This is a genomic window from Stenotrophomonas sp. SAM-B (assembly GCF_013387485.1).
Lineage (GTDB): Bacteria > Pseudomonadota > Gammaproteobacteria > Xanthomonadales > Xanthomonadaceae > Stenotrophomonas > Stenotrophomonas maltophilia_AA.
In genome coordinates, this window is sequence record NZ_JABBXB010000002.1 from 129,537 (window position 1) to 153,055 (window position 23,519).

At 62.6% G+C, this 23,519-nt stretch carries 22 protein-coding genes and 1 pseudogene; 16 read left to right on the top strand and 7 right to left on the bottom strand.

Features of this window, described 5'->3' with window-relative positions; all coding sequences use genetic code 11:
* The first annotated feature begins 197 nt into the window (after positions 1–197).
* From HH110_RS04805 to HH110_RS04875, 15 genes and pseudogenes are all read left to right on the top strand, one after another.
* A complete protein-coding gene (locus tag HH110_RS04805) occupies positions 198–641 on the top strand; it encodes a hypothetical protein (RefSeq protein ID WP_176988614.1) in 444 nt (147 codons plus the stop codon).
* Between the two features lie 89 nt (positions 642–730).
* A complete protein-coding gene (locus tag HH110_RS04810; protein ID WP_176988615.1) occupies positions 731–1,822 on the top strand; it encodes a virB8 family protein in 1,092 nt (363 codons plus the stop codon).
* A complete protein-coding gene (locus tag HH110_RS04815; RefSeq protein WP_176988616.1) occupies positions 1,819–2,595 on the top strand; it encodes a TrbG/VirB9 family P-type conjugative transfer protein in 777 nt (258 codons plus the stop codon). The genes HH110_RS04810 and HH110_RS04815 overlap by 4 nt, the downstream gene beginning before the upstream one ends.
* The gene (locus HH110_RS04820; RefSeq protein ID WP_176988617.1) at positions 2,592–3,848 is read left to right on the top strand and encodes a TrbI/VirB10 family protein; all 1,257 of its coding nucleotides are present in this window, start codon (positions 2,592–2,594) and stop codon (positions 3,846–3,848) included. The genes HH110_RS04815 and HH110_RS04820 overlap by 4 nt, the downstream gene beginning before the upstream one ends.
* A gap of 15 nt (positions 3,849–3,863) precedes the next feature.
* Positions 3,864–4,907, top strand: a complete 1,044-nt coding sequence (gene virB11, locus HH110_RS04825) for a P-type DNA transfer ATPase VirB11 (RefSeq protein ID WP_176988618.1) — start codon at positions 3,864–3,866, stop codon at positions 4,905–4,907.
* 126 nt (positions 4,908–5,033) lie between these two features.
* On the top strand, positions 5,034–5,954 hold the full coding sequence (locus HH110_RS04830; RefSeq protein ID WP_176989119.1) for a lytic transglycosylase domain-containing protein: 921 nt from the start codon (positions 5,034–5,036) through the stop codon (positions 5,952–5,954).
* A gap of 71 nt (positions 5,955–6,025) precedes the next feature.
* The gene (locus HH110_RS04835; RefSeq protein ID WP_176988619.1) at positions 6,026–6,427 is read left to right on the top strand and encodes a TrbC/VirB2 family protein; all 402 of its coding nucleotides are present in this window, start codon (positions 6,026–6,028) and stop codon (positions 6,425–6,427) included.
* On the top strand, positions 6,420–6,728 hold the full coding sequence (locus HH110_RS04840) for a VirB3 family type IV secretion system protein (protein ID WP_176988620.1): 309 nt from the start codon (positions 6,420–6,422) through the stop codon (positions 6,726–6,728). Before HH110_RS04835 ends, HH110_RS04840 begins: the two co-directional genes overlap by 8 nt.
* A gap of 92 nt (positions 6,729–6,820) precedes the next feature.
* Positions 6,821–9,265 (top strand): VirB4 family type IV secretion/conjugal transfer ATPase, encoded by a 2,445-nt coding sequence (locus HH110_RS04845; RefSeq protein ID WP_176988621.1) that lies wholly within the window; start codon positions 6,821–6,823, stop codon positions 9,263–9,265.
* Between the two features lie 48 nt (positions 9,266–9,313).
* Positions 9,314–10,099, top strand: coding sequence for a hypothetical protein (locus HH110_RS04850; protein ID WP_241696412.1), 786 nt, complete (start codon positions 9,314–9,316; stop codon positions 10,097–10,099).
* Positions 10,100–10,177: 78 nt separating this feature from the next.
* Positions 10,178–11,335, top strand: a complete 1,158-nt coding sequence (locus tag HH110_RS04855; protein ID WP_176988623.1) for a type IV secretion system protein — start codon at positions 10,178–10,180, stop codon at positions 11,333–11,335.
* A 53-nt stretch (positions 11,336–11,388) separates the two neighbouring features.
* Positions 11,389–11,895 carry a DUF4189 domain-containing protein gene (locus HH110_RS04860; protein ID WP_176989120.1) on the top strand — a complete coding sequence of 169 codons (507 nt, stop codon included), beginning with the start codon at positions 11,389–11,391 and terminating at the stop codon, positions 11,893–11,895.
* Positions 11,896–12,251: 356 nt separating this feature from the next.
* The gene (locus HH110_RS19495) at positions 12,252–12,791 is read left to right on the top strand and encodes a DUF4189 domain-containing protein (RefSeq protein WP_275135239.1); all 540 of its coding nucleotides are present in this window, start codon (positions 12,252–12,254) and stop codon (positions 12,789–12,791) included.
* Between the two features lie 137 nt (positions 12,792–12,928).
* Positions 12,929–13,375 (top strand): annotated as a pseudogene (locus tag HH110_RS04870) (hypothetical protein); the annotation flags it as partial.
* 185 nt (positions 13,376–13,560) lie between these two features.
* A complete protein-coding gene (locus HH110_RS04875) occupies positions 13,561–14,091 on the top strand; it encodes a DUF4189 domain-containing protein (protein ID WP_176988626.1) in 531 nt (176 codons plus the stop codon).
* Positions 14,092–14,309: 218 nt separating this feature from the next.
* Here HH110_RS04875 and HH110_RS04880 read toward each other — a convergent pair whose 3' ends face one another.
* From HH110_RS04880 to HH110_RS04900, 5 genes are all read right to left on the bottom strand, one after another.
* Positions 14,310–15,707 (bottom strand): XVIPCD domain-containing protein, encoded by a 1,398-nt coding sequence (locus HH110_RS04880; protein WP_176988627.1) that lies wholly within the window; start codon positions 15,705–15,707, stop codon positions 14,310–14,312.
* Positions 15,704–16,480: a hypothetical protein gene (locus HH110_RS04885; protein WP_342589218.1), complete on the bottom strand. Its 777-nt coding sequence runs from the start codon at positions 16,478–16,480 to the stop codon at positions 15,704–15,706. Before HH110_RS04885 ends, HH110_RS04880 begins: the two co-directional genes overlap by 4 nt.
* Positions 16,481–16,912: 432 nt before the next feature.
* Positions 16,913–18,232 (bottom strand): XVIPCD domain-containing protein, encoded by a 1,320-nt coding sequence (locus tag HH110_RS04890; protein WP_176988628.1) that lies wholly within the window; start codon positions 18,230–18,232, stop codon positions 16,913–16,915.
* A complete protein-coding gene (locus tag HH110_RS04895; protein ID WP_241696413.1) occupies positions 18,229–18,849 on the bottom strand; it encodes a hypothetical protein in 621 nt (206 codons plus the stop codon). Before HH110_RS04895 ends, HH110_RS04890 begins: the two co-directional genes overlap by 4 nt.
* 461 nt (positions 18,850–19,310) lie before the next feature.
* The gene (locus tag HH110_RS04900) at positions 19,311–19,610 is read right to left on the bottom strand and encodes a hypothetical protein (protein ID WP_176988630.1); all 300 of its coding nucleotides are present in this window, start codon (positions 19,608–19,610) and stop codon (positions 19,311–19,313) included.
* Positions 19,611–19,849: 239 nt separating this feature from the next.
* On the opposite strand from HH110_RS04900, the gene HH110_RS04905 reads away from it, so the two are divergent.
* Positions 19,850–20,761 (top strand): GAF domain-containing protein, encoded by a 912-nt coding sequence (locus HH110_RS04905; RefSeq protein WP_342589219.1) that lies wholly within the window; start codon positions 19,850–19,852, stop codon positions 20,759–20,761.
* A 618-nt stretch (positions 20,762–21,379) separates the two neighbouring features.
* Here HH110_RS04905 and HH110_RS04910 read toward each other — a convergent pair.
* Positions 21,380–21,619, bottom strand: coding sequence for a DUF1653 domain-containing protein (locus HH110_RS04910; RefSeq protein WP_176988631.1), 240 nt, complete (start codon positions 21,617–21,619; stop codon positions 21,380–21,382).
* Positions 21,620–21,687: 68 nt separating this feature from the next.
* Positions 21,688–23,472, bottom strand: coding sequence for a bifunctional diguanylate cyclase/phosphodiesterase (locus tag HH110_RS04915; protein WP_241696414.1), 1,785 nt, complete (start codon positions 23,470–23,472; stop codon positions 21,688–21,690).
* Positions 23,473–23,519 lie beyond the last annotated feature (47 nt).

Here is a 23,519-nt window from a genome sequence, read left to right on the forward strand (position 1 = left end):
AGTACGCCCGGGGCGCCTGCACATCGGTACGTGCAGCCACGGGCTGCACAAGCGGGCGGGGACCGATCGCAGTAGTCCAGGATGTTTCACCACTCCATCTGCCATAGCCGACTGCGTCCGGGTCTTCCACCCGGTCCAGTGAGTTGCTGCCAGTCAATCGAATCAAGCCGCGTTACGTACGTCATAGGGAAGTCCGTATGAAGCAAGCGTATCTGTCACAGGGATTCATCGCCGCCGCTGCCGCATTGATGCTGGCCGGCTGCGCCACCAAGCCGGCCCCGGACATCGGCGGCCGCTGGAAGCCGGTCAACCGCTTCGCCAGCACCACCATGGAAATTCCGCTGTACACCAGTTACGTGTACCAGGCCACGCCCATGGACGGCACGCTGAAGACGATGCTGGAACGCTGGGCCAAGGATTCGGGCATGACCCTGGATTACCGGATCAGCTCGGACTACACGCTCTACGGTGCCGTCTCCGGCATCGGGACCACCAATCCACAGCAGGCGATGGTCGACCTCAGCTCCGCCTATGCGGCGCAGGGGGTGTCGGTGTCCATCGTCGGCAACCAGATTGTCGTGCAGGCCGCTGCGTCGCCCACCGTTTCAGCGGCTGCGGCCGACGCGTCCAGCGGTAGCTGACGCGGGTCGAGTATCGGTAAACGTGATGCTCCCCGCGTACCGCGCAGGGGTGCCGCGCCCATTGACGTTCCAGTAGTACGGATGAACCCATGTTCCGAAAGAAGGAAACAGGCAGTAGCCAGAAGGTCGACCAGGCGGTCGCCAAAGCGGTGAGCTACGAGCTGACGGTGGCCGACATGGCACGCCGCAGCGAGCGCCGCGCATGGTGGGTGGCCACGGCCTCGCTGGTGATGTCGCTGGCCCTGGCCGGCGGCTACTACTACATGCTGCCGCTGAAGGAGAAGGTGCCGTTCCTGGTGATGGCCGATGCCTATACCGGTACGGCGACCGTGGCGCGGCTGAGTGGTACCTTCCGGGGTGAGACCATCACGGCCAACGAGGCCGTGAACCGTAGCAACGTGGCGCAGTACGTCCTGGCGCGTGAGTCTTTCGACTCGGCGGTGATGGGGCTGCGCGACTGGGAGCTGGTTTTCACCATGTCCTCGGAGCAGGTCGCGGCCACCCAGCGCCAGCGCTACGCCACCAATAACCCGCAGAACCCGGTATTCGTGTATGGCACGAGCAAGGCTATACGGGTCAAGATTCTGAGCATAACGCCGCTGGGTGCCGAACCCAACGGCAGCTTCCGGGGCGCCTCGGTCCGCATCCAGCGCAGCCTGCTCGACAAGACCACGGGCGCCATGCAGTTCCTGGACAACCAGCTGGTCACGATGCGGTTCGAGTATCGCAACGATCTGGCGTTGTCCGAGCAGGACCGGGTGCTCAACCCGCTGGCCTTCCAGGTCACCGAATACCGCGTCGACAACGACTACGCGCGCGGCGTGCCGGTGCCCGACGATGCTGCGATGAGCAGCCAGGCGGCTCAGGCGGCTCAGGCTGCACAAGCCGCCAGCGTCTACGACCCGAACAATCCTGCTGCGGCAAATATGATCGATCCGGTGACAGGGCAACCCATGGCCGCTCCGTTGCCGGCAGCGCCGGGCCAGATGATGCCTGGGCAGGTCGTGCCCGGCCAGGTGGTTCCGGCGCAGCAGATTCCGGCGCAGCCGATGCAACAAGGTGTACCCGGGCAGCTCGTGCCGGGCCAGGCGATACCAGGACAAGTCGCGCCGCGGCAACCGGCACAGGTGCCGGGCCAACGTGTTTCCACCGGAACTGCTGAGGGAGCAAGCAACCGATGAGTAGTAGCAAGCTTTGGGGGACCGCCTTGGTTCTGTTGCCGATGTTGTCGGCGTTCTCTGCGCCCGTTGCGGCGCAGGCGGTGGATCAATACGAATATGAGAAGGACCGCATCTACCCGGTTCGTACCGGTCTGGGCCTTACCACCCAGATCGAACTGAGCCCGAACGAGAAGATCCTCGATTACAGCACCGGCTTCAGCAATGGCTGGGAGCTGACCCGTCGTGAGAACGTGTTCTATCTCAAGCCCAAGAACGTCGACGTCGACACCAACATGATGGTGCGCACGGAAACCCACTCTTACATCTTCGAACTGAAGGTGGTCGCCACTGACTGGCGCCAACTGGAACAGGCCCGTCGTGCGGGCGTGCAGTACAAGATCGCCTTCAGCTACCCCAGCGATACCGAGTTCGGTACGGCGCAGCAGGCGGTGGAGGAAGAGGTCAAGCCGCTGCTGAGTTCGGAACTGGCCAAGGATCGCCAGTACAACTTCGACTACTCCTACTCGACCCGCAGGGCCAAGAAGATGGGTTGGCTGATTCCGGTCAATGCCTACGATGACGGCCGTTTCACCTATCTGAAGCTGCCGGCCTCGCCGGAGTACAAGACCGGCATCTTCCCGGCGGTGTTCGGTCGTGAGTCCGAATACGGTGAGGATTTCGTGGTCAACACGACGGTGGAAGGCAATTCGCTGATCGTGCATGGCACCTATCCCTACCTGGTCATCCGCCACGGTGACAACGTCGTCGGCCTGCGAAGGAACGTGAAGAAATGAGCCAGCAAAACACTCCCGGCAACGAGCCCAACAACGGCGCGGACGATGGCGGATTCAACGCACGTCGCGGGCCGGATGAAACCCCGAACAATCCCTATTACGGCCAGGCGCAGGCCGAGCAGGTGCCGAATCTGGACGCGGGCGCCCCGCGCCTGCGTTCGGCCGAAGAACAACGCTTGAACCGCAAGGCCCTGCTGTTCCTTGGTGCGATTCTGGTGCTTGTGATCGCGATGGGCTTCCTGCTGCTGCGTAAGGGCCAGGACGATTCGGATACCCCGCCCAAGCTCAATGAAACCGCGCGTGTCACCACGCCCGAGCTGCCGACCGCCGCGCCGCCGTCGGTGCCGCCGCCAAGCTTGGCCGAGCCGATCCCGATGATTCCGCCGCTGCCGCCGCCGGAGGTGCCGACGCGCTCCAGCTCGTCCTTCGGCGACAATTCGGCGCAGGACTTCAACCGTGGGCCGACGCTGCTGGACCGCCGCATTGGCGCCACCGGCAGCGTGTCGGGTGAGCAGGGCGCTGAAGGTGGCGTTGGCAGCAGCACCACGGACGAATACACCCGCGCCATGATCGCGCAGATGAACAACAACAACGCGCAGCCCCCGGCGCAGAAGACCCGTCGTGGCCCCGATGTCGAAGACGTTTCCAGTGCATCCTTCATCCGCAGTCCGGATGCGCTGCTGGTGCGCGGCACCTACCTGCGCTGTGTTCTGGAAACGCGGATCATCACCGACGTGGCCGGATTCACCTCCTGCCTGCTGACCGAGCCGGTGTACTCGATCAACGGACGTAGCCTGCTGCTGCCCAAGGGCTCGAAGATTTACGGTGCCTACAACAAGGGGCCGGAAGGTCGCCGCATCGCGGTGGTCTGGGATCGCATCACTACGCCGAACGGCATCGATGTGGCCATGTCCAGCCCGGGTATCGACCAGCTCGGTGGCGCAGGCCATCCGGGTGACTATTCCGCGCACTGGGGCAGCCGGATCGGCTCGGCGTTGATGATCAGCCTGATCGCCGACGCTTTCAAATATGCCGCCGCCGAGAACGGCCCGGAAACCACAACCATTACCGGTAGTGGACTGGCTGTGCAGTCCCCGTATGAAAGCGCCACCGCACGCAGCATGGAGCGGCTGGCCAACGAGGCGTTGAGCGAGCGTCGCCCGCCCACCGTCACCATCAATCAGGGCACCGTGGTCAGTGTCTATGTGGCCAAGGACGTCGATTTCAGCGACGTGCTGCCGCAGCGCCGCTGACCGCCTGGATCAACCATGGACGCCGAAGTGGCCCCTGTCGCCGATGTCTCCAGTGAGTTCCTGAGGTACCAGTACGAGGTGCTGGGAATCCATCAGTACATGGCATCGCCGGATGTGACGGAAATCTGCATCAACCGTCCCGGCGAGGTGTACCTGGAAACCCGCGACGGCTGGCAGCGGGTGGAAGTGCCGTCGCTCACCTTCGAGCGGGCGCGGCAGTTCTGCACGGCGGTGGTGAACGAGTCCAATACCGGCCAACGCATCACCGATGCCGATCCGGTGGTCTCGCTGACGTTCCCGACCGGGCAGCGCGCCCAGTTCGTGATCCCGCCGGCCTGCGACGCCGGCAAGGTGTCCATCACCATCCGTTTGCCGTCCAAGCACACCAAAACGCTGGAGCAGTACCAGGAAGACGGCTTCTTCAACCAGATCCTGGAGCAGGGCGCCGGGCTCAGCGAGCACGACAGTGAACTGGTGGAGCTGCGCCAGTCGCGAAACTACGCCGAGTTTTTCCGTCGCGCGGTGATCTACCGGAAGAACATCGTGGTGTCCGGCGCGACCGGCAGCGGCAAGACCACGTTCATGAAGTCGCTGGTGAACCACATCCCGGCCAGCGAACGCCTGGTCACGATCGAAGATGCGCGCGAACTGTTCATCAGCCAGCCCAACGCGGTGCACCTGCTGTATTCCAAGGGTGGGCAGAGCGCGAGCAATGTCACCGCGAAAAGCTGCATGGAAGCGTGTCTGCGCATGAAGCCGGAACGCATCATCCTGGCCGAACTTCGCGGCGATGAGGCGTTCTACTTCATTCGAAACTGCGCTTCCGGCCACCCCGGCTCGATCACCAGTTGCCACGCCGGCAGCCCGGAACAGACCTGGGACCAGTTGGCGCTGATGGTGAAGGCGTCCAGCGAGGGCTCCGGCCTGGAGTTCGCAGTGATCAAGCGGTTGTTGATGATGACGATCGACATCGTGGTCCACATCAAGGCGCATGCCGGCAACCGTTACATCACCGGCATCGATTTCAGTCCAGAACGCGCGCTTGCGCAGGCGGGGTGATGGGATGCCGATGCATTACACAAATTTGAATGGGATCTTCACGCAGGCCGAAGCCTCGCACTTTTACGGTGCGCGGGTGCCAAGCAGGCCCGCGTGCGCAGGGAGGTGGAACTGATGTTGCCTGGAATGGAAGTCCTGGCCTGTCCCGAGATGGCAGTGCCCATGGATGTGATGCAGCACGTGATCAGCGTGGAGTCCTCGCGCAACCCGTACGCCATCGGCGTCGTCGGCGGCGCGCTGGTTCGTCAGCCCAAAAGGCTCGATGAGGCGTTGGCCACCGTGCGCATGCTGGAGCAGAAAGGCTACAACTTCTCCATCGGCCTGGCCCAGGTGAATCGCTACAACCTGGAAAAATACGGACTGGATTCGTATGAGAAGGCGTTCCAGCAGTGCCCCAATCTGCAGGCTGGCTCACGCATCCTTGCCGAGTGCTACGGGCGCTCGGGCAATGACTGGGGCAAGTCGTTCAGCTGCTACTACTCCGGCAACTTCACGACGGGTTTCCGCCACGGCTATGTCCAGAAGGTGTTTGCCTCCATTGCGCGGCAGCGCGGTTCGATGCTCGCTTCCAACGACGGCGTAGCGCCGATCGAGGTCGTGAGCCGTTCACAGCGTCGTCCGGTCGAAGTGTCGCAACGTCCGCCCACCATCTCGCCGCGTGCGGCGGTGGTCAACGCGCGGATCGTGGATACGGTGCCCGCCGCGCAAGCCTACGCGCAGGCGGCCCTGGATCCGGCCCGCGCCTACGAGGTCTATCCATCGACCGGTGCCATGCTGCGTAGCGATCTGACACGCACCGCCGACGCGGCGCTGTCGCGCGTGGTCATGGGCGCGTTGGACCGTGCGATGCCGCCCCGGCAGGAGGCGCCGATGCCGGTTCCGGTTCCCGAGGCGCCCATGCCAGCAGTGCAGCAAGCCGGAGGACCGGTGCTGCTGCGTCCGTGGAGCGAGCGAAATTCACCCCAGGCAATGCCTGCGCAGGCGGCCCCGTCTGCGCCTTTGCCCGTACCGCACATTCCCGCAGGGGATGCAGCCTTCGTGTTCTGACGAAGTCGTCGCACGGCCAGCCAACTGGTGTGGCCGATCAAGTTGCTAGACCATCAACAAGGAAACCACCAATGAAGCGTACCAATCTCGATCTCGCCAACGCCCAGCGCACGCTGAAGAGCATGCTGATGGCCGCTGCATTCGCCGGTGCCATGTTCGTGCCTGATGTGTTCGCCCAAGCCACCAGCTTTGGCGGCACCGACCAAAAAGTCTGCGGCTTCTTCAGCAACATCAACGGCCTGCTGAACATCGCCTCCATCGCCGTGGTCACCATCGCGGTGATCTTTGCCGGTTACCAGATCGCCTTCGCGCACAAGCGCATCGGCGACGTAGCTCCGATCCTCATCGGTGGCCTGCTGATTGGTGCTGCCGGCCAGATCGCCAAGATGCTGCTGGGCAATGAGTCCACGTCGAGCTGCGGTGGCGGCGCCGCTGCGGCGGTGTACAACGCGTTCCAGTACTACAGTGCATAAGAACGTCCTGTTCCGCGGCTGTACGCGCCCGCCCATGTTCTTGGGTGTGCCGTATGTGCCTTTCTTCCTGGTTGCCGGCGGGCTGCTGCTGCTCAGCATGTACTTCGACCTGCGGTTGCTGGTAACCATTCCGATCGCGATTTTCATCATGCGGCACATGGCCAAGCGCGATGAAATGATCTTCCGGTTGATCGGATTGCGCCTGCACTTCAAGTTCAAGGCGCGCAACCTGCAGGAACACGATGGCATGTGGGTGTTCACGCCCAATCACTATCGAGACAAACCGCCGCCGTCGGTCTGAGGTGGCAGGCAACAGGCCGGGCAGGCGATCAACCGATCGTCTGCCCGTTGCAGGACCCGCAGCATCCCCGTAGTACCCCAATGGAAGCCGTCATGTTCAGCCCCGATACTTCAATCAGCGAGTTCATTCCCCTGTCGAGCCATGTGGCGCCGACGGTCGTCAAGACCACGGGCGGGGACTTCCTGCTGACCTGGCACTTGGAAGGCTTGCCCTTCGTCGGGCGCGAAGATTGGGAGCTGGAACACAAGCACAACACCTTCAACCGGCTGCTGCAGACGCTGCGCGCCCCGGATTTCGTCAACGTGGCTTTCTGGGTCCACGACATTCGGCGCCGTCGCCAGCTCAAAGCCCGCAGCCAGTTCAGTCAACGCTTCAACCAGGACGTGTCTGATCATTACATGGACATGCTCTCGGCCCAGCGCATCATGCAGAACGAGCTGTACCTGACCATGCTGTACCGCCCGGTGGTCGCCGGCAAGCGGATGATGGACAAGTCGGCGAACGTGTCCAAGCTGCAGGCCGAGCAGGACCAGGCCGTGGCAACGCTGCTGGAAATGGCCGGCAACGTGGAGGCCGTGATCCGTGATTACGCGCCGTACCGCATGGGCATGTATGAAGCCAAGAACGGGCAGGTCTTCTCCGAGACGCTGGAATTCTTTGGCTACCTGCTCAACCGCATCGACGAGCCGGTGCCGGTGCTTTCGGCCCCGGTCAAGGACTACCTGGCAGTCAGCCGACACATGTTCTCAGCCAAGACCGGTGATTTCGTGGTCACCACGCCCAACGGCGTCAACCACTTCGGCGGTATCCTCAACATCAAGGAGTACGCAGAAGGCACCTACCCGGGCGTGCTCAACGGGCTGAAGTACCTGGATTTCGAGTACGTCATCACCCATTCGTTCAGCCCGATGGGGCGGCAGGACGCGCTCAAGGTTCTGGACCGGACGAAGGGCATGATGATTTCCTCCGGCGACAAGGCCGTGAGCCAGATCGTCGAGCTCGACCAGGCGATGGATCAGCTGTCTTCTGGCAACTTCGTGCTCGGTGAGTACCACTTCATCATGGCGGTGTATGCCGACACCCAGGAGAAGCTTTCGCACAACATCGCAGCGACCCGTGCAGAGTTGTCCAATGCGGGATTCGTGTCGACCAAGGAAGATCTGGCGGTGACGTCGGCGTTCTATTCGCAGCTTCCGGCGAACTGGCGCTACCGCACCCGGCTGGCCAATGTCAGTTCGCTGAACTTCCTGGGCCTGTCGCCGCTGCACAACTTCGCGACCGGCAAACAGCACAACAATCCCTGGGGCGACTGCGTCACCACCCTGCAGACCACCAACGGGCAGCCGTATTATTTCAACTTCCACGCCACCCACCCGGCGGAGAACTCGCTGGGCGAAAAGGCCATCGCCAACACCATGGTGATCGGCAAGTCCGGTACCGGCAAGACGGCACTGATCAACTTCCTGCTAAGCCAGGTGCAGAAGTACGAGCCGTCGCCGACCATCTTCTTCTTCGACAAAGACCGCGGCGCGGAGATCTTCGTGCGCGCCTGCGGCGGCAATTACCTGGCGCTGGACAATGGCCAGGCGACCGGCTTCAACCCGTTCCAGTGCGAGAACAGCGAAAGCAACGTGCAGTTCCTGGCAGACCTGATCAAGGTGCTGGCTGGCAAGCGTGAATACAGTGCGCGCGAGGAAGAGGACATCTTCCGCGCCGTCGAGAACATGCTCGACACGCCGATGCACCTGCGCAGCATGACCAACTTCCAGAAGAGCCTGCCCAACATGGGCGATGACGGCCTGTACGCGCGGCTGCGGCGCTGGACAGCGGGCAACTCGCTGGGCTGGGTGTTCGACAACCCCGTCGACACGGTGGATCTGAGCCGGGCCAACATCATCGGCTTTGATTACACCGACATCATCGACAACCCCGAAGTGCGGGTGCCGGTGATCAACTATCTGCTGCACCGGCTGGAGTCACTGATCGACGGCCGCCCGCTGATCTATGTGATGGACGAGTTCTGGAAGATCCTGGACGGCGAGGGTGGCCTGAAGGAATTCGCCAAGAACAAGCAGAAGACGATCCGTAAGCAGAACGGCATGGGTATCTTCGCCACCCAGAGCCCGGAGGATGCGCTGAAGAGCGATATCGCCGCGGCGCTGATCGAGCAGACCGCCACGCTGATCCTGCTGCCCAACCCCAACGCCAGCCGCTCCGATTACATCGACGGCCTGAAGTTGACCGAAGCGGAGTTCAAGGTGGTGACGGCGCTCGACGAGCGGTCGCGTTGTTTCCTGGTCAAGCAGGGGCATGCGGCCAATGTGTGCCAGCTCAACCTGCGCGGCATGGACGACATCCTGTCGGTTATTTCGGCCTCTACCGACAATATCGAGGTCATGCACCGCGTGCTGCAGGATGCGGCGCAGCGCGAGAAGGTGCCGCAGGCCGAGCTGACCCCGGAGCAGTGGTTGGGCGAGTTCTACAAGAAGCGCAAGGGATCGCGGCAATCCACGCCGAGCAAGGATGCAGTGACCTGAAGCAGCCTGCTGCCCACGTCCTGTAATGAACAGACCATGGAGACGACGATGAACAACGCACTGAAGACCCGAAACAGCCGCCGCGGCCCAGGCCGTGCACGCCTTGCCGCCCTGGCGCTGGGTGTCGTGCTCTCGCTGGGCGCAGGTACCACCGCGACCGCCAGTGGCGTGCTGGTGTATGACGGCGCGAACTGGTTCGAGAAGATGCTGGACCGCCTGCAGACGGCCGGCGAGTACGTCAAGGACAACACGCGCTGGATGAAGGTGCTCAAAGAGGTCTCCGACTCCATCATCAAGGCCCAGGGCATCTTCAAGTCGTTCGGGCTGCCGCCCGGCGCGATCCTCACGCCGGTGCCCTCGGATTACATGGTCCAGCAGTCCTGTGGCCCGGTCACGGATATGAGTGTGGACAGTCTGTTCTCATACTTCGTGTTCAACCCCACCGGCGACGTCAAGGCGCAGCAACGTCAGATCTGCGTCAACATCAGGATGATGCAGAACCGCAAGTACAACGATTCCGTGACCTTCATCCAGCAGACGATCCCGCAGATGGATCAGCTGATGGAGGCGATCAATTCGCTGCGCAAGGTCAGCAGCCTGGCCGGCAACGTGGCGGCGGTTGACAGCGATTCGATGCGAACGGCAAACGAACTCGCAGTGCAGTCCCAGTCCTGGCAGGCGCGGATGCAGGCGTACGACGCGTATATTGAGGTGATGGAAGCCAATCAGAAGATTGTCGCTCAGGCAGCGCTGAAGGGCGATACGGCCGGGATGAAGTTCGCGAGCGACCTGGTCAAGACTGCCTCGCTGAAGGCGGCGCTCAGCGTCAAGTAAGCAGCCACGAACGTACACGGACGTTGCGATGCTCTGCGACGGCTCATGCAGTAACGGAATTACCAAGGGATTGTGGAAATGACGCTCAGGTCGATTGCCAACTTTGATTTTTCGGGCGGATTGCAGGATCTGCTGGGCTACGCAGTGCGTGTCCAGTCCATCGGCGATTTTGTCTTCTTCAAGCTGATCCTGGATTACCTGCGCGAACGCATCAATGGCTTCGGCATTGATCTGATGGGTCGCATGATGACCTGGGTCGGGGGTATCGCCCTGGTGCTGATGACACTCTGGGTCTTGATCCAAGGCTATCGGATCGTCACCGGCCGCAGCCGCGATTCGATGATGGTGCTGGTCACCAACATGGCGCGCGCCGCGCTGATCGTCACGGTTGCCACCAGCATGGCGATGTTCGGCAGCAGCGTGCAGAAGTTCCTGACTGACGACATGAAAGGCTTGATCACCCATGTTGTGACCGGCAAGGATCAGAAGCCCGAAGACCAGATCGACAAGAGCCTGGCCTGGATGCAGGTCGCACTGTCGAGCATCGATGGCATCAAGGTGCTGGACGATCCGGGACTGCAGTCTGACAAGACGCGGGCGCTGTGGTTCATCGGCCTCGGTACCGGCGGGCCGGCAGTGACCGCCGGCTCGATGCTGCTGCTTTATGAGGTGGCGATGGCGTTGTTCATCGGCATGGGCCCATTGTTCATCCTGTGTCTGCTGTTCGACCAGACCAAACAGCTGTTCCAGCGATGGCTGTTCTACGGTATCGGCACGATGTTCTCCATGGCCGTGCTGGCTGCGATGGTGTCCATCGCACTGGACATGGTGATCCGTGTGTCTGCCGCGTTCTGGACCACCGCGCTGGTGAACAAGTATCTGTTGTGGGGTGCCTCCAGCGACGGCATGACCAGCCAAGCGATGCAGCAGGGCGGCATGGGTTTGATTCTCACGACTTTGATCCTGACTGCGCCCCCAATGGCGGCGATGTTCTTCCAGGGGACGTTGGGTAGCTTCATGGCATATTCGCAGATAGGTGGCTCGGCCGCTGGAGCGCAGCCGGGCCCGCAAGGGCAGCCGCCGGGTTCGTATACACCGCCGGCGCCGAGTGCCAGTGCGGCCCAGACTACGACAACACAGGCAGATGTATCCTCGCGAGTGTCGGGTCAGGGGGCATCCTCAGGTCAGTCTGAAGTTGATCCGGGTCGTTATGGCCTAGCAAACAAAGTTAAGTAAGGTGTATTCCTATGATTCAACGTCCCTATAGTGTTGCAATGCTGCAGAAAGTCATGCGGGTGTTCGCAATTGTTTGCGTTGCATCATTGGGTGCCTTCCCATTTGTCGCGAGCGCAGAAGGGCGTTGTCCTCCTGGCTCGTATCCCATTGGTGGACAAGGTGTTGGGGGTTGCGCGCCTATCGCCAGTGGTGGCGGCGATGCCCAGGAGGCTCGACCAACAGGGCGTTGGATCAAGACGTGGGGGGCAATTGCAACGTCCTCAACAGGCGAAGTGGGTGTGGCAATTGAGAAGCTCTCAAAGTCTGATGCAGCCAAGGAAGCAGTATCTCAATGCGTTAAGATTGGCGGTCGTGATTGCGAAGTAGCTCGGGCCTACAAAAACCAATGCATTGCGTTGATCTCGCCAGCTACATCTGAGCGAGGAGGCTCTGTGATCTCTAGTGCGGAAACCGAGCAGGTCGCTACTCAGTTGGCAATGAAGGACTGCACCACTCGTGGTAGTACAGGATGCAACAAACTGTACAGTGCTTGCACTAAGCCGCTTTTCGAGAGCTTTTGATCCAAGTAAACGCGAAAGACGGGCGGAGTGCGTTTCACCGTGTATTTGGCTGCCGGTTACTGGACCTACTCAGCAGATGCGTGCATGCCCCATGTGATTGCATGAGAGGTGCCGCGGACGCAGTGGGGCGCTGGTGGTGACCCGGGCTGTGGTTCGTCGGAATGGGCACGGGCGCAGAGTGGTAACGCAAGCCAGGCGCCGAGCAACGCACCATCGATACAGGAAGGTCGAACGGTGCTTGGTTCAGCACAGTCTTCGCCAGGGAGATGAGTACCCCCGGAAAGTACGGCAATGCTCCAATCAACTGAGTGATGTCTGGCCATGCTGTGAATTTTCCAATTTTGAGAATTGACGCCATGAGAGTGTTGCTTGCCCTTGCGCTGAGTCTGACTTCCCTTTCTTCATTTGCTGAAGGTAGGTGTCCTCCTGGCCAGTACCCAATCGGTGACGACAGAGCCCCTGGCTGCGCCCCAATTCCGACAGCGGGTGGAGGAGAAGCATCTTCTCCTGTGCCAACCGGAAAATGGGAGAAGCGCTGGGGAGCTATTGCAGAGGACGTCAGTGCGAATGCCCGAAAGGTTGCGGGAGCAACGGGGGTGTCCGAGTCGAGGGTAAGTAAACAGGACGCTATTGCGGTAGCGATGGAGCAGTGCAAAAAAGGGGGTGGCGAAAAGTGTGAAGTCCGCATTGTTTACAATAATCAATGCGTGGCCCTAGCGGATCCGGCTAATAAGGAAGGCGGTGTGTCCGGTGAATCTGTTGCCTTCCGGGCACAGAATGTGGAGCTCGCAAGCTCCAAAGCCCTGGAAAAGTGCGTGGTCGGTAACCGGGCAGCGGGAGGGGGGTGTGATATTGTTTACGCTGCATGCAGTATGTCCGAATTCAAATCATTCTAGTAATTGGTTTTGCTTCTAAGTGCTGCCCATTCTGCCTCGGAAATGGTAGCTGGCTGGGGCGGAATAAGGATTGAGATGGCTGCGCGTTCGACGTATTTGGTTTAGCACCCAGCAAGAGTTTTTTCGGCTGACACCCTGAAGGTGTGATTTCGACGGTGGTAACCGGCAGGGATGATCTGCTTGAGAAGTAGATCGATGGAGTACTTGGGTGGATGCAAGTCGGGGTGCCCAATCAGCTGTTCCAGCGATGGCTGTTCTACGGTATCGGCACGATGTTCTCCATGGCCGTGCTGGCTGCGATGGTGTCCATCGCACTGGACATGGTGATTCGTGTGTCTGCCGCGTTCTGGACCACCGCGCTGGTGAACAAGTATCTGTTGTGGGGTGCCTCCAGCGACGGCATGACCAGCCAGGCGATCCAGCAGGGTGGCATGGGTTTGATTCTCACGACTTTGATCCTGACTGCGCCCCCAAGGGCGGCGATGTTCTTCCAGGGGACGTTGGGCGGTTTCATGGCATATTCGCAGATAGGCGGTTCCGCAGCAGCTCAGCCTGGCCCACAAGGTCAGCCGCCGGGTTCGTATACACCGCCGCAGGCGAGCAATCCAGGCAACAACTCCGCTGCTTCCGCAACCCCGCAGCACGTCGGACGGACAGTTTCGCAAACTTCACAGAATTCTGGTGGTGAGGTTTCTGGAAAGTTCGGAAATGCTGATCGGTAATTGATGGCTGTCCTGAAGTGCCATTCGTACTAAGGCGTGGAGTAGCGATGAGCAAACTAATACTTGCTGTTATGTTGGTGCTGGTGCCCGTGATTGGTTTTGCTGAAGGGCGATGCCCGCCGGGCCAGTATCCTATCGGGGATGACAGGGCTCCAGGCTGCGCGCCAATTCCCGGCGCGGAGGGGGCGGCGGCTGGAATGCCGGCACCTGTACCTACGGGAAAATGGGAGACTCGTTGGGGTGCCATTGTGGAAGATGCTGAGAACCTAGCAACAGGTGCTTCGGTGTCGATGAAGACAAAGCGCCAGGCAGTTTCCGCCGCAGAGGCCGAATGCAGGAAAGTTGGAGGTAAGAATTGCAAGCTGCGTTTGGCGTATTACAACCAGTGTGTTGCTATCGCTGATCCGGACGCTCGCCAGATTGCCGATGGAGGTGGCAAGTCAATGGCTGTTTCTGCGCAGACTGTCGAGAAGGCCAAAACGATGGCGCTTGAGCAATGCCGAGCGACTGACGGTGGTCAGACTTGTACCATTGCTTATTCAGCGTGCAGTATGTCCGAGTTCAAGTCCTTCCGTTGACCGCAGTCGGTTGCTGGCGGAGCCTGCTGTTTCTCCATCAGGTTGCCAAGGCGCTGCTCAGCTGGTTGGAACCTTTGATCATCTGCTGTTCCGCTCCACAAGCTTCTGTTCCAGCGCGGGCCGCACCTGGCCCGCCGGGTGCGACGGGCATTACACCCTAAGGATTTCACATCTTCCCGTCATGGCGATGGATGTTGCGGTTATGCCGTGCCTTAGCCTCACCCCATCATGGTGCGGCTGCTGCTCTGAACCTGTTCTTGGTTGCGGTCCTGTTCCTGGCGCTGGCTGGCGGCCTGTTCTTCCACCTTGCGGCTGCTCTGCTCCAGCGGCGTGTTCATGGCCAGCATCGTACCTACCGTGACGCGGAGGTGGGCGGGATCGTCGATCTTGCCCTGCACAGCAAAAGTATTGGACGCGTCGTTGCTCATCAGCACATGATCGATACGCTTGCCGCCTGCGGCGTGCATCTGCGCAGCCAGGCTGCCGGCGAGCTGGTCGCTGGACTGATCCGGGGTGCGGCCCACGCGGGCGTCCTGCGCATGTACGCCACGCTGTGCATCGTTGAACAGAGGATTGCCGGGGTGGCCGGCCTGGTCGATGCGCAGCGAGCTGATATGCCCGGCGTCCTCCGGGCGCAGACTGACGTCCTTGTCCTTGTCCTTGTCCTTGTCCTTGTCCTTGTCCTTTTCGCTTTCTCTGGCGTGCTTCCCGGCCTCGCGCCGGGCCGGTTCACCGGCCGGCAGGGTGCCGCGCAGGTTGTCGATCAGGTCTACCGCGCCACCGACCGTGCCGCGCGAGATGACGGTGGCCGCGCTGCCGCGTTCGCCGATGTCGTCGCGGTACTCGTCGATCATGCGGGCATTGGTGTTGGCCAGGGTCTTGGCCTGCTCCGAGCCCAGGACCGAGCCGCTGTCGAGGAAGTTGCCCAGTTTGTGCGAGCCCAGCGATGCGGCGGCGGCGATCACCGGGCGGTCGGGAATCAGCGTGTTGTACTTGCTGTTGCTGAAGCCGGAGTCCTCCAGGGTCTTGATTTCCTGGGCGCTGGCGTAAATGCGTACCTGGCCGTAATGCGGTGATGCCGCGCTGACCGGATCGGCGGCCATGACGTGGTTGACCATGCTGTTGCCACCTTCGGGGATGCGGTAGCTCTGGCTGGCGGCGCCGAAGGCATTGAAGGTTTCGCCCTTGAGGTCGAAGTGGTGCGCGCTGATCTGGGCCAGGGTGCCGCCCAGCGAATGGCCGGTGACGGTGACCTCGGGTTTACGGTCGTGGCCAACAGCGTAACGCTCGGCAATCATCATTGCGCTCTCGGTCAGTGCGATCGCATCCTTGGCCTGCAGGTTGGTGCGCCCGGTGACCATCGTGCCATCGGTGAGCACGGCATCGAGCATGATCTGCTCGGTGCCGCGGTGCGATACCACGATTTCCTTGGTGTCCACGCGCTGGTAGACCGTGCCTTGGTAGCCGTTGCGGGTGTTGTTGACATGCTCCAGCACTTTGTACTGGTGGCCGTTGAGCGTGACCGCCTCTTCTTCGCCAGGTGCGCGACGTCCTACCGCTCGATCCTTGTACGTGTCATCGGAAAGTGCCGCGTAATCCTGGCTGGGGATGCTCATTGTCGGGCCTTTTTGGCGGACAACGAGATGGAGAACAGTGCGTCACGCAGTTCTGCTTTGTAGCTGTTGGGGTCTTCATCACCACTAGCCGGATAGTCTTCAAGCGCGGTCGGGCCATGCGGCCCCTGCACGATTCCCACGCGCGGATAGTCCATTTTCAGGTAGTGGCGGGTAAGCGTATCGCCCGTAGTGAATCGGTCGGCATTGATGAAGGTGAGAAAACGGGTTTCCTCATGCGCACCGGTGGCCTTGAGCAGGGCACCAGTACCGCTGAATTTCCACCGGCATACGCCGCGCCCGTAGTAATCCTCGTCCAGCATCCGGTCGAGGTAAACGGTGCCGTGGTACTCATCGTCGGCGACGCGCTTGAGCGCGACCGGTTCCTGACTGGTGATGCGCCCGGCGGTGCCGGTGGCCGGATTGATGCGGCCGCACTCTGCCTCGTTGGCGACGTCGTACTGCGCGACGGCTTCGATGCGTTCGAACGGGCCCGGCGCGTTGTGCAGTTTGAGGACCACCTCAAAGGCCTGGCGCGGCTGTGGATTGAGCTTGGCGAGACCGCGTCCGCCGTTTTCGACATCGGCCTCAGCGGCGTCGGTGGAAAGGTCTTGGCTCATCGTGTTCTCCGTACGGCTGCAGGCGGTAATCAGAAGGGTGGCAAGGCAGATCTTGAGGACACGGTGCAAGGCCGGTCTCCGTTTGACGGTGGGGAAACACGTGTGGGGTGGTGCGGTGGTGTTGGATTGGCCGTATTGCTGGGCGGAGCGGGTCATGGTGCTTCTCCGATATCGGTCAAGGATGTGGTCAGCGGCGTGCCGCGCGGAGCAGGCTGCAGCGCGCCCGGAGCCCGGGCCAGTGAAGCGGCACGCTGCATCGCCAACGCGTCCATGCGGGAGATCAGGCAGAGCCTGTTACGGGTAGGCAGGGAGCAGGGGGACATCAAGTCTCCGTTCCATGGTGACGATCACCCGAGTATAGGAGCGGAGTGGGGACGGACTTGTTCAGAATGCGCAAAATGCGCCGGAAATGTGGCGATCGGAGGCATCACTCCGCACGGCAGCAATCTCTCTGTCGTTTGTGGGGTGTGCGCCGTGCTTGCGACAGATGTCGATTCCGGCAGCCTGCAGGTTGCAATGGCCGTTGCCCAAACAACAACAGCCATCCCGTCCCGGCGATGGCTGTTACGGTCGTGCCGTGGCGCGGCCTCACCCCATCATGGTGCGGCTGTTGCTCTGGACCTGTTCCTGGTTGCGCTCCTGTTGCTGGCGCTGGCTGCTGGCCTGTTCTTCCACCTTGCGGCTGCTCTGTTCCAGGGGCGTGTTCATGGCCAGCATGGTGTCGACGGTAACGCGCAGGTGGGCCGGGTCGTTCTGGTTGCCCTGTACGGCGAAGGTGTTGGCCGCGTCGTTGCTCATCACCACCGTGTCGATGCGCTTGCCGCCGGCGGCGTGCATCTGCGCAGCCAGGCTGCCGGCGAGCTGGTCGCTGGACTGATCCGGAGTGCGGCCCACGCGGGTGTCCTGGGCGTAGACGCCGCGCTGTGCGTCGTTGAACAGGGGATGGCCCGGATGGCGGGCATCGTCCATGCGCAGACTGGTGTGGCTGTTCTGGTGTTTCTCGGCCTCGCGCCGGGCCGGTTCACCGGCCGGCAGCGGGCCGCGCAGGGTGTCGATCAGGTCTACCGCGCCACCGACCGTGCCGCGCGAGATGACGGTCGTCGCAGCACGGCGTTCTCCGATGTCGTCGCGATATTCGTCGATCATTCGGGCATTGGTGTTGGCCAGGGTCTTGGCCTGCTCGGAACCCAGCACCGAGCCGCTGTCGAGGAAGTTGCCCAGTTTGTGCGAGCCCAGCGATGCGGCGGCGGCGATCACGGGGCGATCGGGGATCAGCGCGTTGTACCTGCTGTTGCTGAAGCCGGAGGCCTCCAGGGTCTTGATTTCCTGGGGGCTGGCGTAGATGCGGACCTGGCCGTAATGCGGCGATGCGGCGCTGACCGGATCGGCGGCCATGACATGGTTGATCATCCTGTTGCCACCTTCGGGAATCCGGTAGTTCAGGCTGGCCGCGCCGAAGGCATTGAAGGTTTCGCCTTTGAGATCGAAGTGGTGCGCACTGATCTGGGCCAGGGTGCCGCCCAGCGAGTGGCCGGTGACGGTCACTTCCGGGGCGTGCCCAACGTCCTTGCCCTGTTTGATCGCATATTCCATGGCCCTCTCGGTCAGTGCGATCGCATCCTTGGCCTGCAGATTGGTGCGCCCGGTGACCATCGTGCCATCGGTGAGTACGGCATCAAGCAGGATCTGCTCGGTGCCGCGGTGCGATACCACGATCTCATTGGTGTCTACACGCTGGTAGACCGTGCCTTGATAGCCGTTGCGGGTGTTGTTGACATGTTCAAGCACCACGTACCGGTGACCGTTGAGCGTGACCGGCTCTTCCTCGCCAGGTGCGCGACGTCCTACCGCTCGATCCTTGTACGCGTCATCGGAGATCGCCGCGTAATCCTGGCTGGGAATAGTCATTGTTTGGCCTCTTTGGCGGACAACGAGATCGAGAACAACGCCTCGCGCAGTTCCGGCACGAATACGGTGGGATCTTCATTGCCCCTGGCCGGATAGTCTTCGATCGAGGTGATGCCCGATGGACCTTCCACGGGCGAGGCGCGCGGATAGTCCCTGGCCGGGTAGTGACGAGTCAGCGTATCGCCCGCAGTGAACCGGTCGGCATCGATGAAGGTGAGGAAACGGGTTTCCTCATGCGCACCGGTGGCCTTGAGCAGGGCACCCGTGCCGCTGAATTTCCAGTGGCATACGCCACGCCCGTAGTAGTCCTCGTCCAGCATCCGGTCGAGGTAAACGGTGCCGTGGTACTCATCGTCGGCGACGCGCTTGAGCGCGAGCGGCTCCTGGCTGGTGATGCGCCCGGCGGTGCCGGTTTCCGGGTTGATGCGACCGCACTCTGCTTCGTTGGTGACGTCGTACTGCGCGACGCCTTCGATGCGTTCGAACGGGCCCGGGGCGTTGTGCAGCTTGAGGACCACGTCATAGGCCTGGCGCGGTTGTGGATTGAGCTTGGCGAGACCGCGTCCGCCGTTTTCGACATCGGCCTCGGCGGCGGCGGTGGAAAGGTCTTGGCTCATGGTGTTCTCCGTACGGCTGCAGGCGGTGATCAGAAGGGTGACAAGGCAGATCTTGAGGACACGGTGCAAGGCCGGTCTCCGTTTGACAGGGGGGGAATGCGGGTGGGACGGTGCGGGGACGCCGCACAGAGCAGGCGGCAACGCGCAGGGAGCCGTTGTGCCAGCGTCGGGGGAATCCGTCTGTCCGGCGATGCCCGCGTACAGGGGGACGGTTCGCATGGCGAGAGGCGACGCCGCCGCCGGGGCCGTGCGTACGATCAGGCCGGGCGTGTCGGGAGTCTGCAGGGAGCAGGGGGACATCAAGTCTCCGTTCCATGGTGACGAGGCCCGAGTATAGGGGGGGAGCGAGGGTGGATTTGTTCAAAATGCGCGAAATGCGTCGAGAATTTGACGGCCTTGTTCGCAAGGCCGGCATTACCCCGCACGGCAGCCCATCAACGCCAGCAGCAGACGGCGGACCCTTACGGATACGGCCCGACCCGGAACGGCTGGGGTTCGGGGGACGCCCGCGGCAGGCGATCGCCGTGGACGCGGCTGAGAATCTCGTTGGTCCGCCGTTGTTCGGCCACGATCTGCTTGAGTAGACCCTTGATCCCGAAGATGGCAAAGGGGACGAAAATCCACAGCAGTCCGAGCAGCGCCCAGAGGATCCCGACCAACACTGAAAAACCCTGACCCGTTGATCCCATGAAGTACGTTCCTTGTTCTTGGCAGAGGGTGCATCCTGCGCCCGTCGGCGAAGCGATCAACACATCAATCACGACGAGCGGCGTCCGAATGATAGCCGCTGCCGCTGTGGGCGCGTTCCGGCTTGCGGAGCAGCGTCCGCTCACGGCCAGTCTCGCTCATTCGTGCGACAATTTCGCTTCAAAGCCACCACCTGTCGATGGCTGCGCCAAGCCGAATAGGGGTTGTGATGTCTACCAGTACGGGCTTTCCAGCGCTCATCGGCTTTGATCTGCCCGGTCTCCCGGTCGGATCGGCGCCTTCGCGGGTGATCGTGACCGCACTTCTCGATGAAACGCCGCCCAGCGACTGGATGCGCATCCTGCACCGCCAGGCGTGGCCCTCCCTGCGCGTGGACCATGGCGTCGAGCAGATCCGCCTGGTCGGGCAGGGCATCCATTTCGTCGGCATCATCAAGGACGCGCGCGCGTTGTCGGCGGCCGTGCGCGGCCTCTTCAACGAGGTCAACGCCAAGGCGCTGGACCGCCGCCTGGCGGCCATGGAGAACCCGCTGGAGGACGGCGGTCCGGGTTCCGCGCCAGTGGTGGAACCGACGGTCTCGACGGATCCACGCCTGGACGATATCGCGGCGCTGCTGGCGATGCCGGCCGTGCCGGGCATCCTGGAGCTGGCCAGTGCGATGACCGGCATGCGCTTCGTCGCGGTGGCGCGGGTGACCGCGGATCGCTGGACCGCCTGCGCCGTGCATGATCGCCTGGATTTCGGCCTGCGGCCGGGCGACGACCTGGTGCTGGAAACCACCATCTGCGATGAGATCCGCGAGCATCGCCATCTGGTCCAGTTCGACCAGGCCAGCACCCACCCGGTGTTCTCCCGCCATCCCACGCCTGCGCTGTACGGATTCGAGAGTTACATCTCGGTGCCGATGTTCCGCCGCGACGGTGGCTTCCACGGCACCCTGTGCGCGCTGGACCCGCAACCATCCAAGCTCGACGCAGCTACGGTGAAAGCGTTCGAGGTCCTGGCGGGCGTCATCGGCGCGCATCTGGAGGTGCCGGAGGCTGCCGTGGACGCTGGGCAGGACGTGGTCAGCGTGAGCGAGGCGCTGTCGCTGCTGTCGGGCCAGGTCGATGCCCTGGAGGCGGCGAGGCTGCCGGAGCCGTTCCGCGCGGTGACCGCGCGCCTGCGTGCACTGGTCGACGCGCGACGCGTCGTGGCCAGCTGAATCATATGGGTCATCTCCGACGCCGCATGACGGCGTAGGCCGAATGCGGACACGTCTGGCTAGACTTGGCGGACCCTCTCGAACAGCGTCGGCCATGTCGCGTCCATCCTTCTGCACCGCGCCGCGTGTCGTGGTCGCCCTGCTGACTTTAGTGGCACTTCTAACAAACGGTTCCGCGGAGGCGGTATCCCGAAGGGGCGAGCTCGAAGTGCGGTGGATGGAGGGAACTGTATGCTTCGGGTTGCCACGCGGAGAGCTGCGGCGACTGAAGGGGGTGGTCGATCTCCAATCGGTCAGTATTTACGAGTCGGAGCGTTCGAAGTCCGTGCCAATCTGGCTGGATGACTATCCGGGGCGTGCCCTACGGTCCCTGGATCCCGCTGGCTGCCTGCGCTACGGCGATGCGCAGGGCAATGCAGCGCAGGAACCGGTGCGGCCACTGCGCGTTGGGGTGCCATACGAAGTTTTCATGAACATCAGGCGCACGCAGGGGAGAGACCCTACGCAGTTTCACTCGGCGCGTTTCTGCCTGTTTCGCCAACGCGATGGAAGCACAGGTCTCATGACCCTCAAATATGTGGAGGACAAGGGCTGGAATACTTGGGCGTGCGGAGCACCTTAAGTCCCGGATTCGACGCGCGCAAAGCGCGCCCGCCACTGGCCCTCCACCTCCACCTGCGCGACGAACATCTCGAACGGGCGGACCCACAGTCCGATGTCCGCGTCCAGCGGCCGATACAGCACCATCGGTGCCAGCGTTTCGCTGTGGCGCACGACGCCGAGCACCTCGTAGTTGCCGCCCTTGAAGTGGCGGTAATGGCCGAGCGGCAGGATGGGCAGCGGGGCGAGATCGGACATGGTCGGCAGTTGGTGGGACGGGCGGGCATTATCGCCCGTGCTGCAGACTGCGTCGCGTCGCCGCGGTGTCAGCCCGCATCCGGCAGCGGACCGGCGCGGCAGGCGCTGACCAGCTGCAGCACCGCGTCAGGATGCATCGGCCGAGCGAGGTGATAGCCCTGCGCTTCATCGCAGCCCCACAGACGCAGCAGGGACAGTTCGGCCTCGCTCTCCACGCCCTCGGCCACCGTGCGGTACCCCAGCTGCCGGGACAGCTTGATGATGGCCTCGACCTTCAGCCGCGCGGTACGCGAACGCGCCAGTCCGGTGACCAGCGTCTGGTCGATCTTGATATGGCTGATCGGCACCTCGCTGAGGTAGCCGAAGTTGCTGTAGCCGCTGCCGAAATCATCGATGGCGATGCGCACGCCGGCGGCGGCCATTGCCCGCAGCTGGGGCAGCGCCGCGGGATGGTGGTTGAGCCACTGCCCCTCGGTGATTTCGATCTCGACCAGGCCGGGCGGCAGCCCATGCGCGTCCAAACGTTCGGACAGCACGCTCCACACACACTGGTCGTCGAAGTCGCGCGGCGAGAGATTGAGCGACAGGCTGAACCCCGGCACGCTCTGCTGCCATTGCGCGGCTTGGGCCAGGGCGTGATCGATGACCCAGCGGCTGATTGCGGGCATCAGCGCGGTCCGCTCCAGGACCGGAATGAATTCGCCCGGACTGACCGGACCGAGCATCGGGTGGGTCCAGCGCAGCAGGGCTTCGGCCGAGACCGGCAGCCCGTCGATCAGATTGAATCGAGGCTGGTAGACCAAGCTGAACTGGTGCTGGGCCAGGCCGCGCCCGGCGTCCGAGGCCAATCGGTAGCGACGGCGCAGTGCATCGTCGCGTTCCTGCGAGTACCAGCACAGGCAGGCGTCGGTCTGCAGGGCGTGATGCATGGCGACCAGACACTTGCGGATCAGATCGGCCGTCTGTTCCGGAACGGCGCGGAAGTCGCAGACCCCGGCGTGGAACTGCGGGGACATCGGAATGCTGCCGGCCATCAGCGGCCGGCGCGTGCGCACGCGCAGGCGATCAAGCAGGGCCTCGGTCTGGTCATGCGATTGCTCCGGCAGCAGGAAAGCAAACCGGGTCACGCCTACGTGATACACCTGCGCGATATCGCGCAGCACGTCCTGCACGCGCAGCGCCGCCTGGCGGAGCAGGGTTTCCACCGGCTTCATGCCCAGCGCCTGGCCGGCATCGTTGGCGCTCTGCAGATCGAACACATCCAGCAGCACTGCCGTGAACGCGCGCGCCTCGCCGCCACGGGACAGGGCGTTGAGGTCGGCCTGGAACTGCTGCCGGTTGGGCAGGCCGCTGACCTGCTCGCGGCGGCCCAGCGACATCTTCAGTTCCATCTGCGCGATCACCACGCGTGACAGCGTCTGCAGCTGCAGCTGCTCTTCCGCGGACAGCCGGCGCGGCTCGCGGCCCATGATGCACAGCGTGCCGAGCGTGATGCCGGCCTTGGTGATCAGTGGGGCGCCCGCGTAGAAACGCAGTTGTTCGGGGCCGGTCACCAGCGCGTTGTCGGCAAAGCGCGGGTCCAGGCGCAGGTCGGCCAGCTGGACCACGTCGGGGGCACCCAACGCCAGCGCGCAGATCGAGGAATGCCGTTCGTGGCGGGTCAGCGCCAGACCGACGCGCGAGATGATGTGCTGGTGGACGGCATCGAAGATGGACACCAGCGCGATCGGAACGCCGAAGGTAAAGGCCACCAGTTCGGTGATAGGGTCCAGCGCCGTCCCCAACGCAGGGTCCATCACGTTGAGTGCTTCGATCAACGCGATCCGATCCAGATCCTCAGCTCTGTCCTGCATGTACCGCACCCTGTCCCGACTTCACCCTCACTATCCGGGGTGGGTTG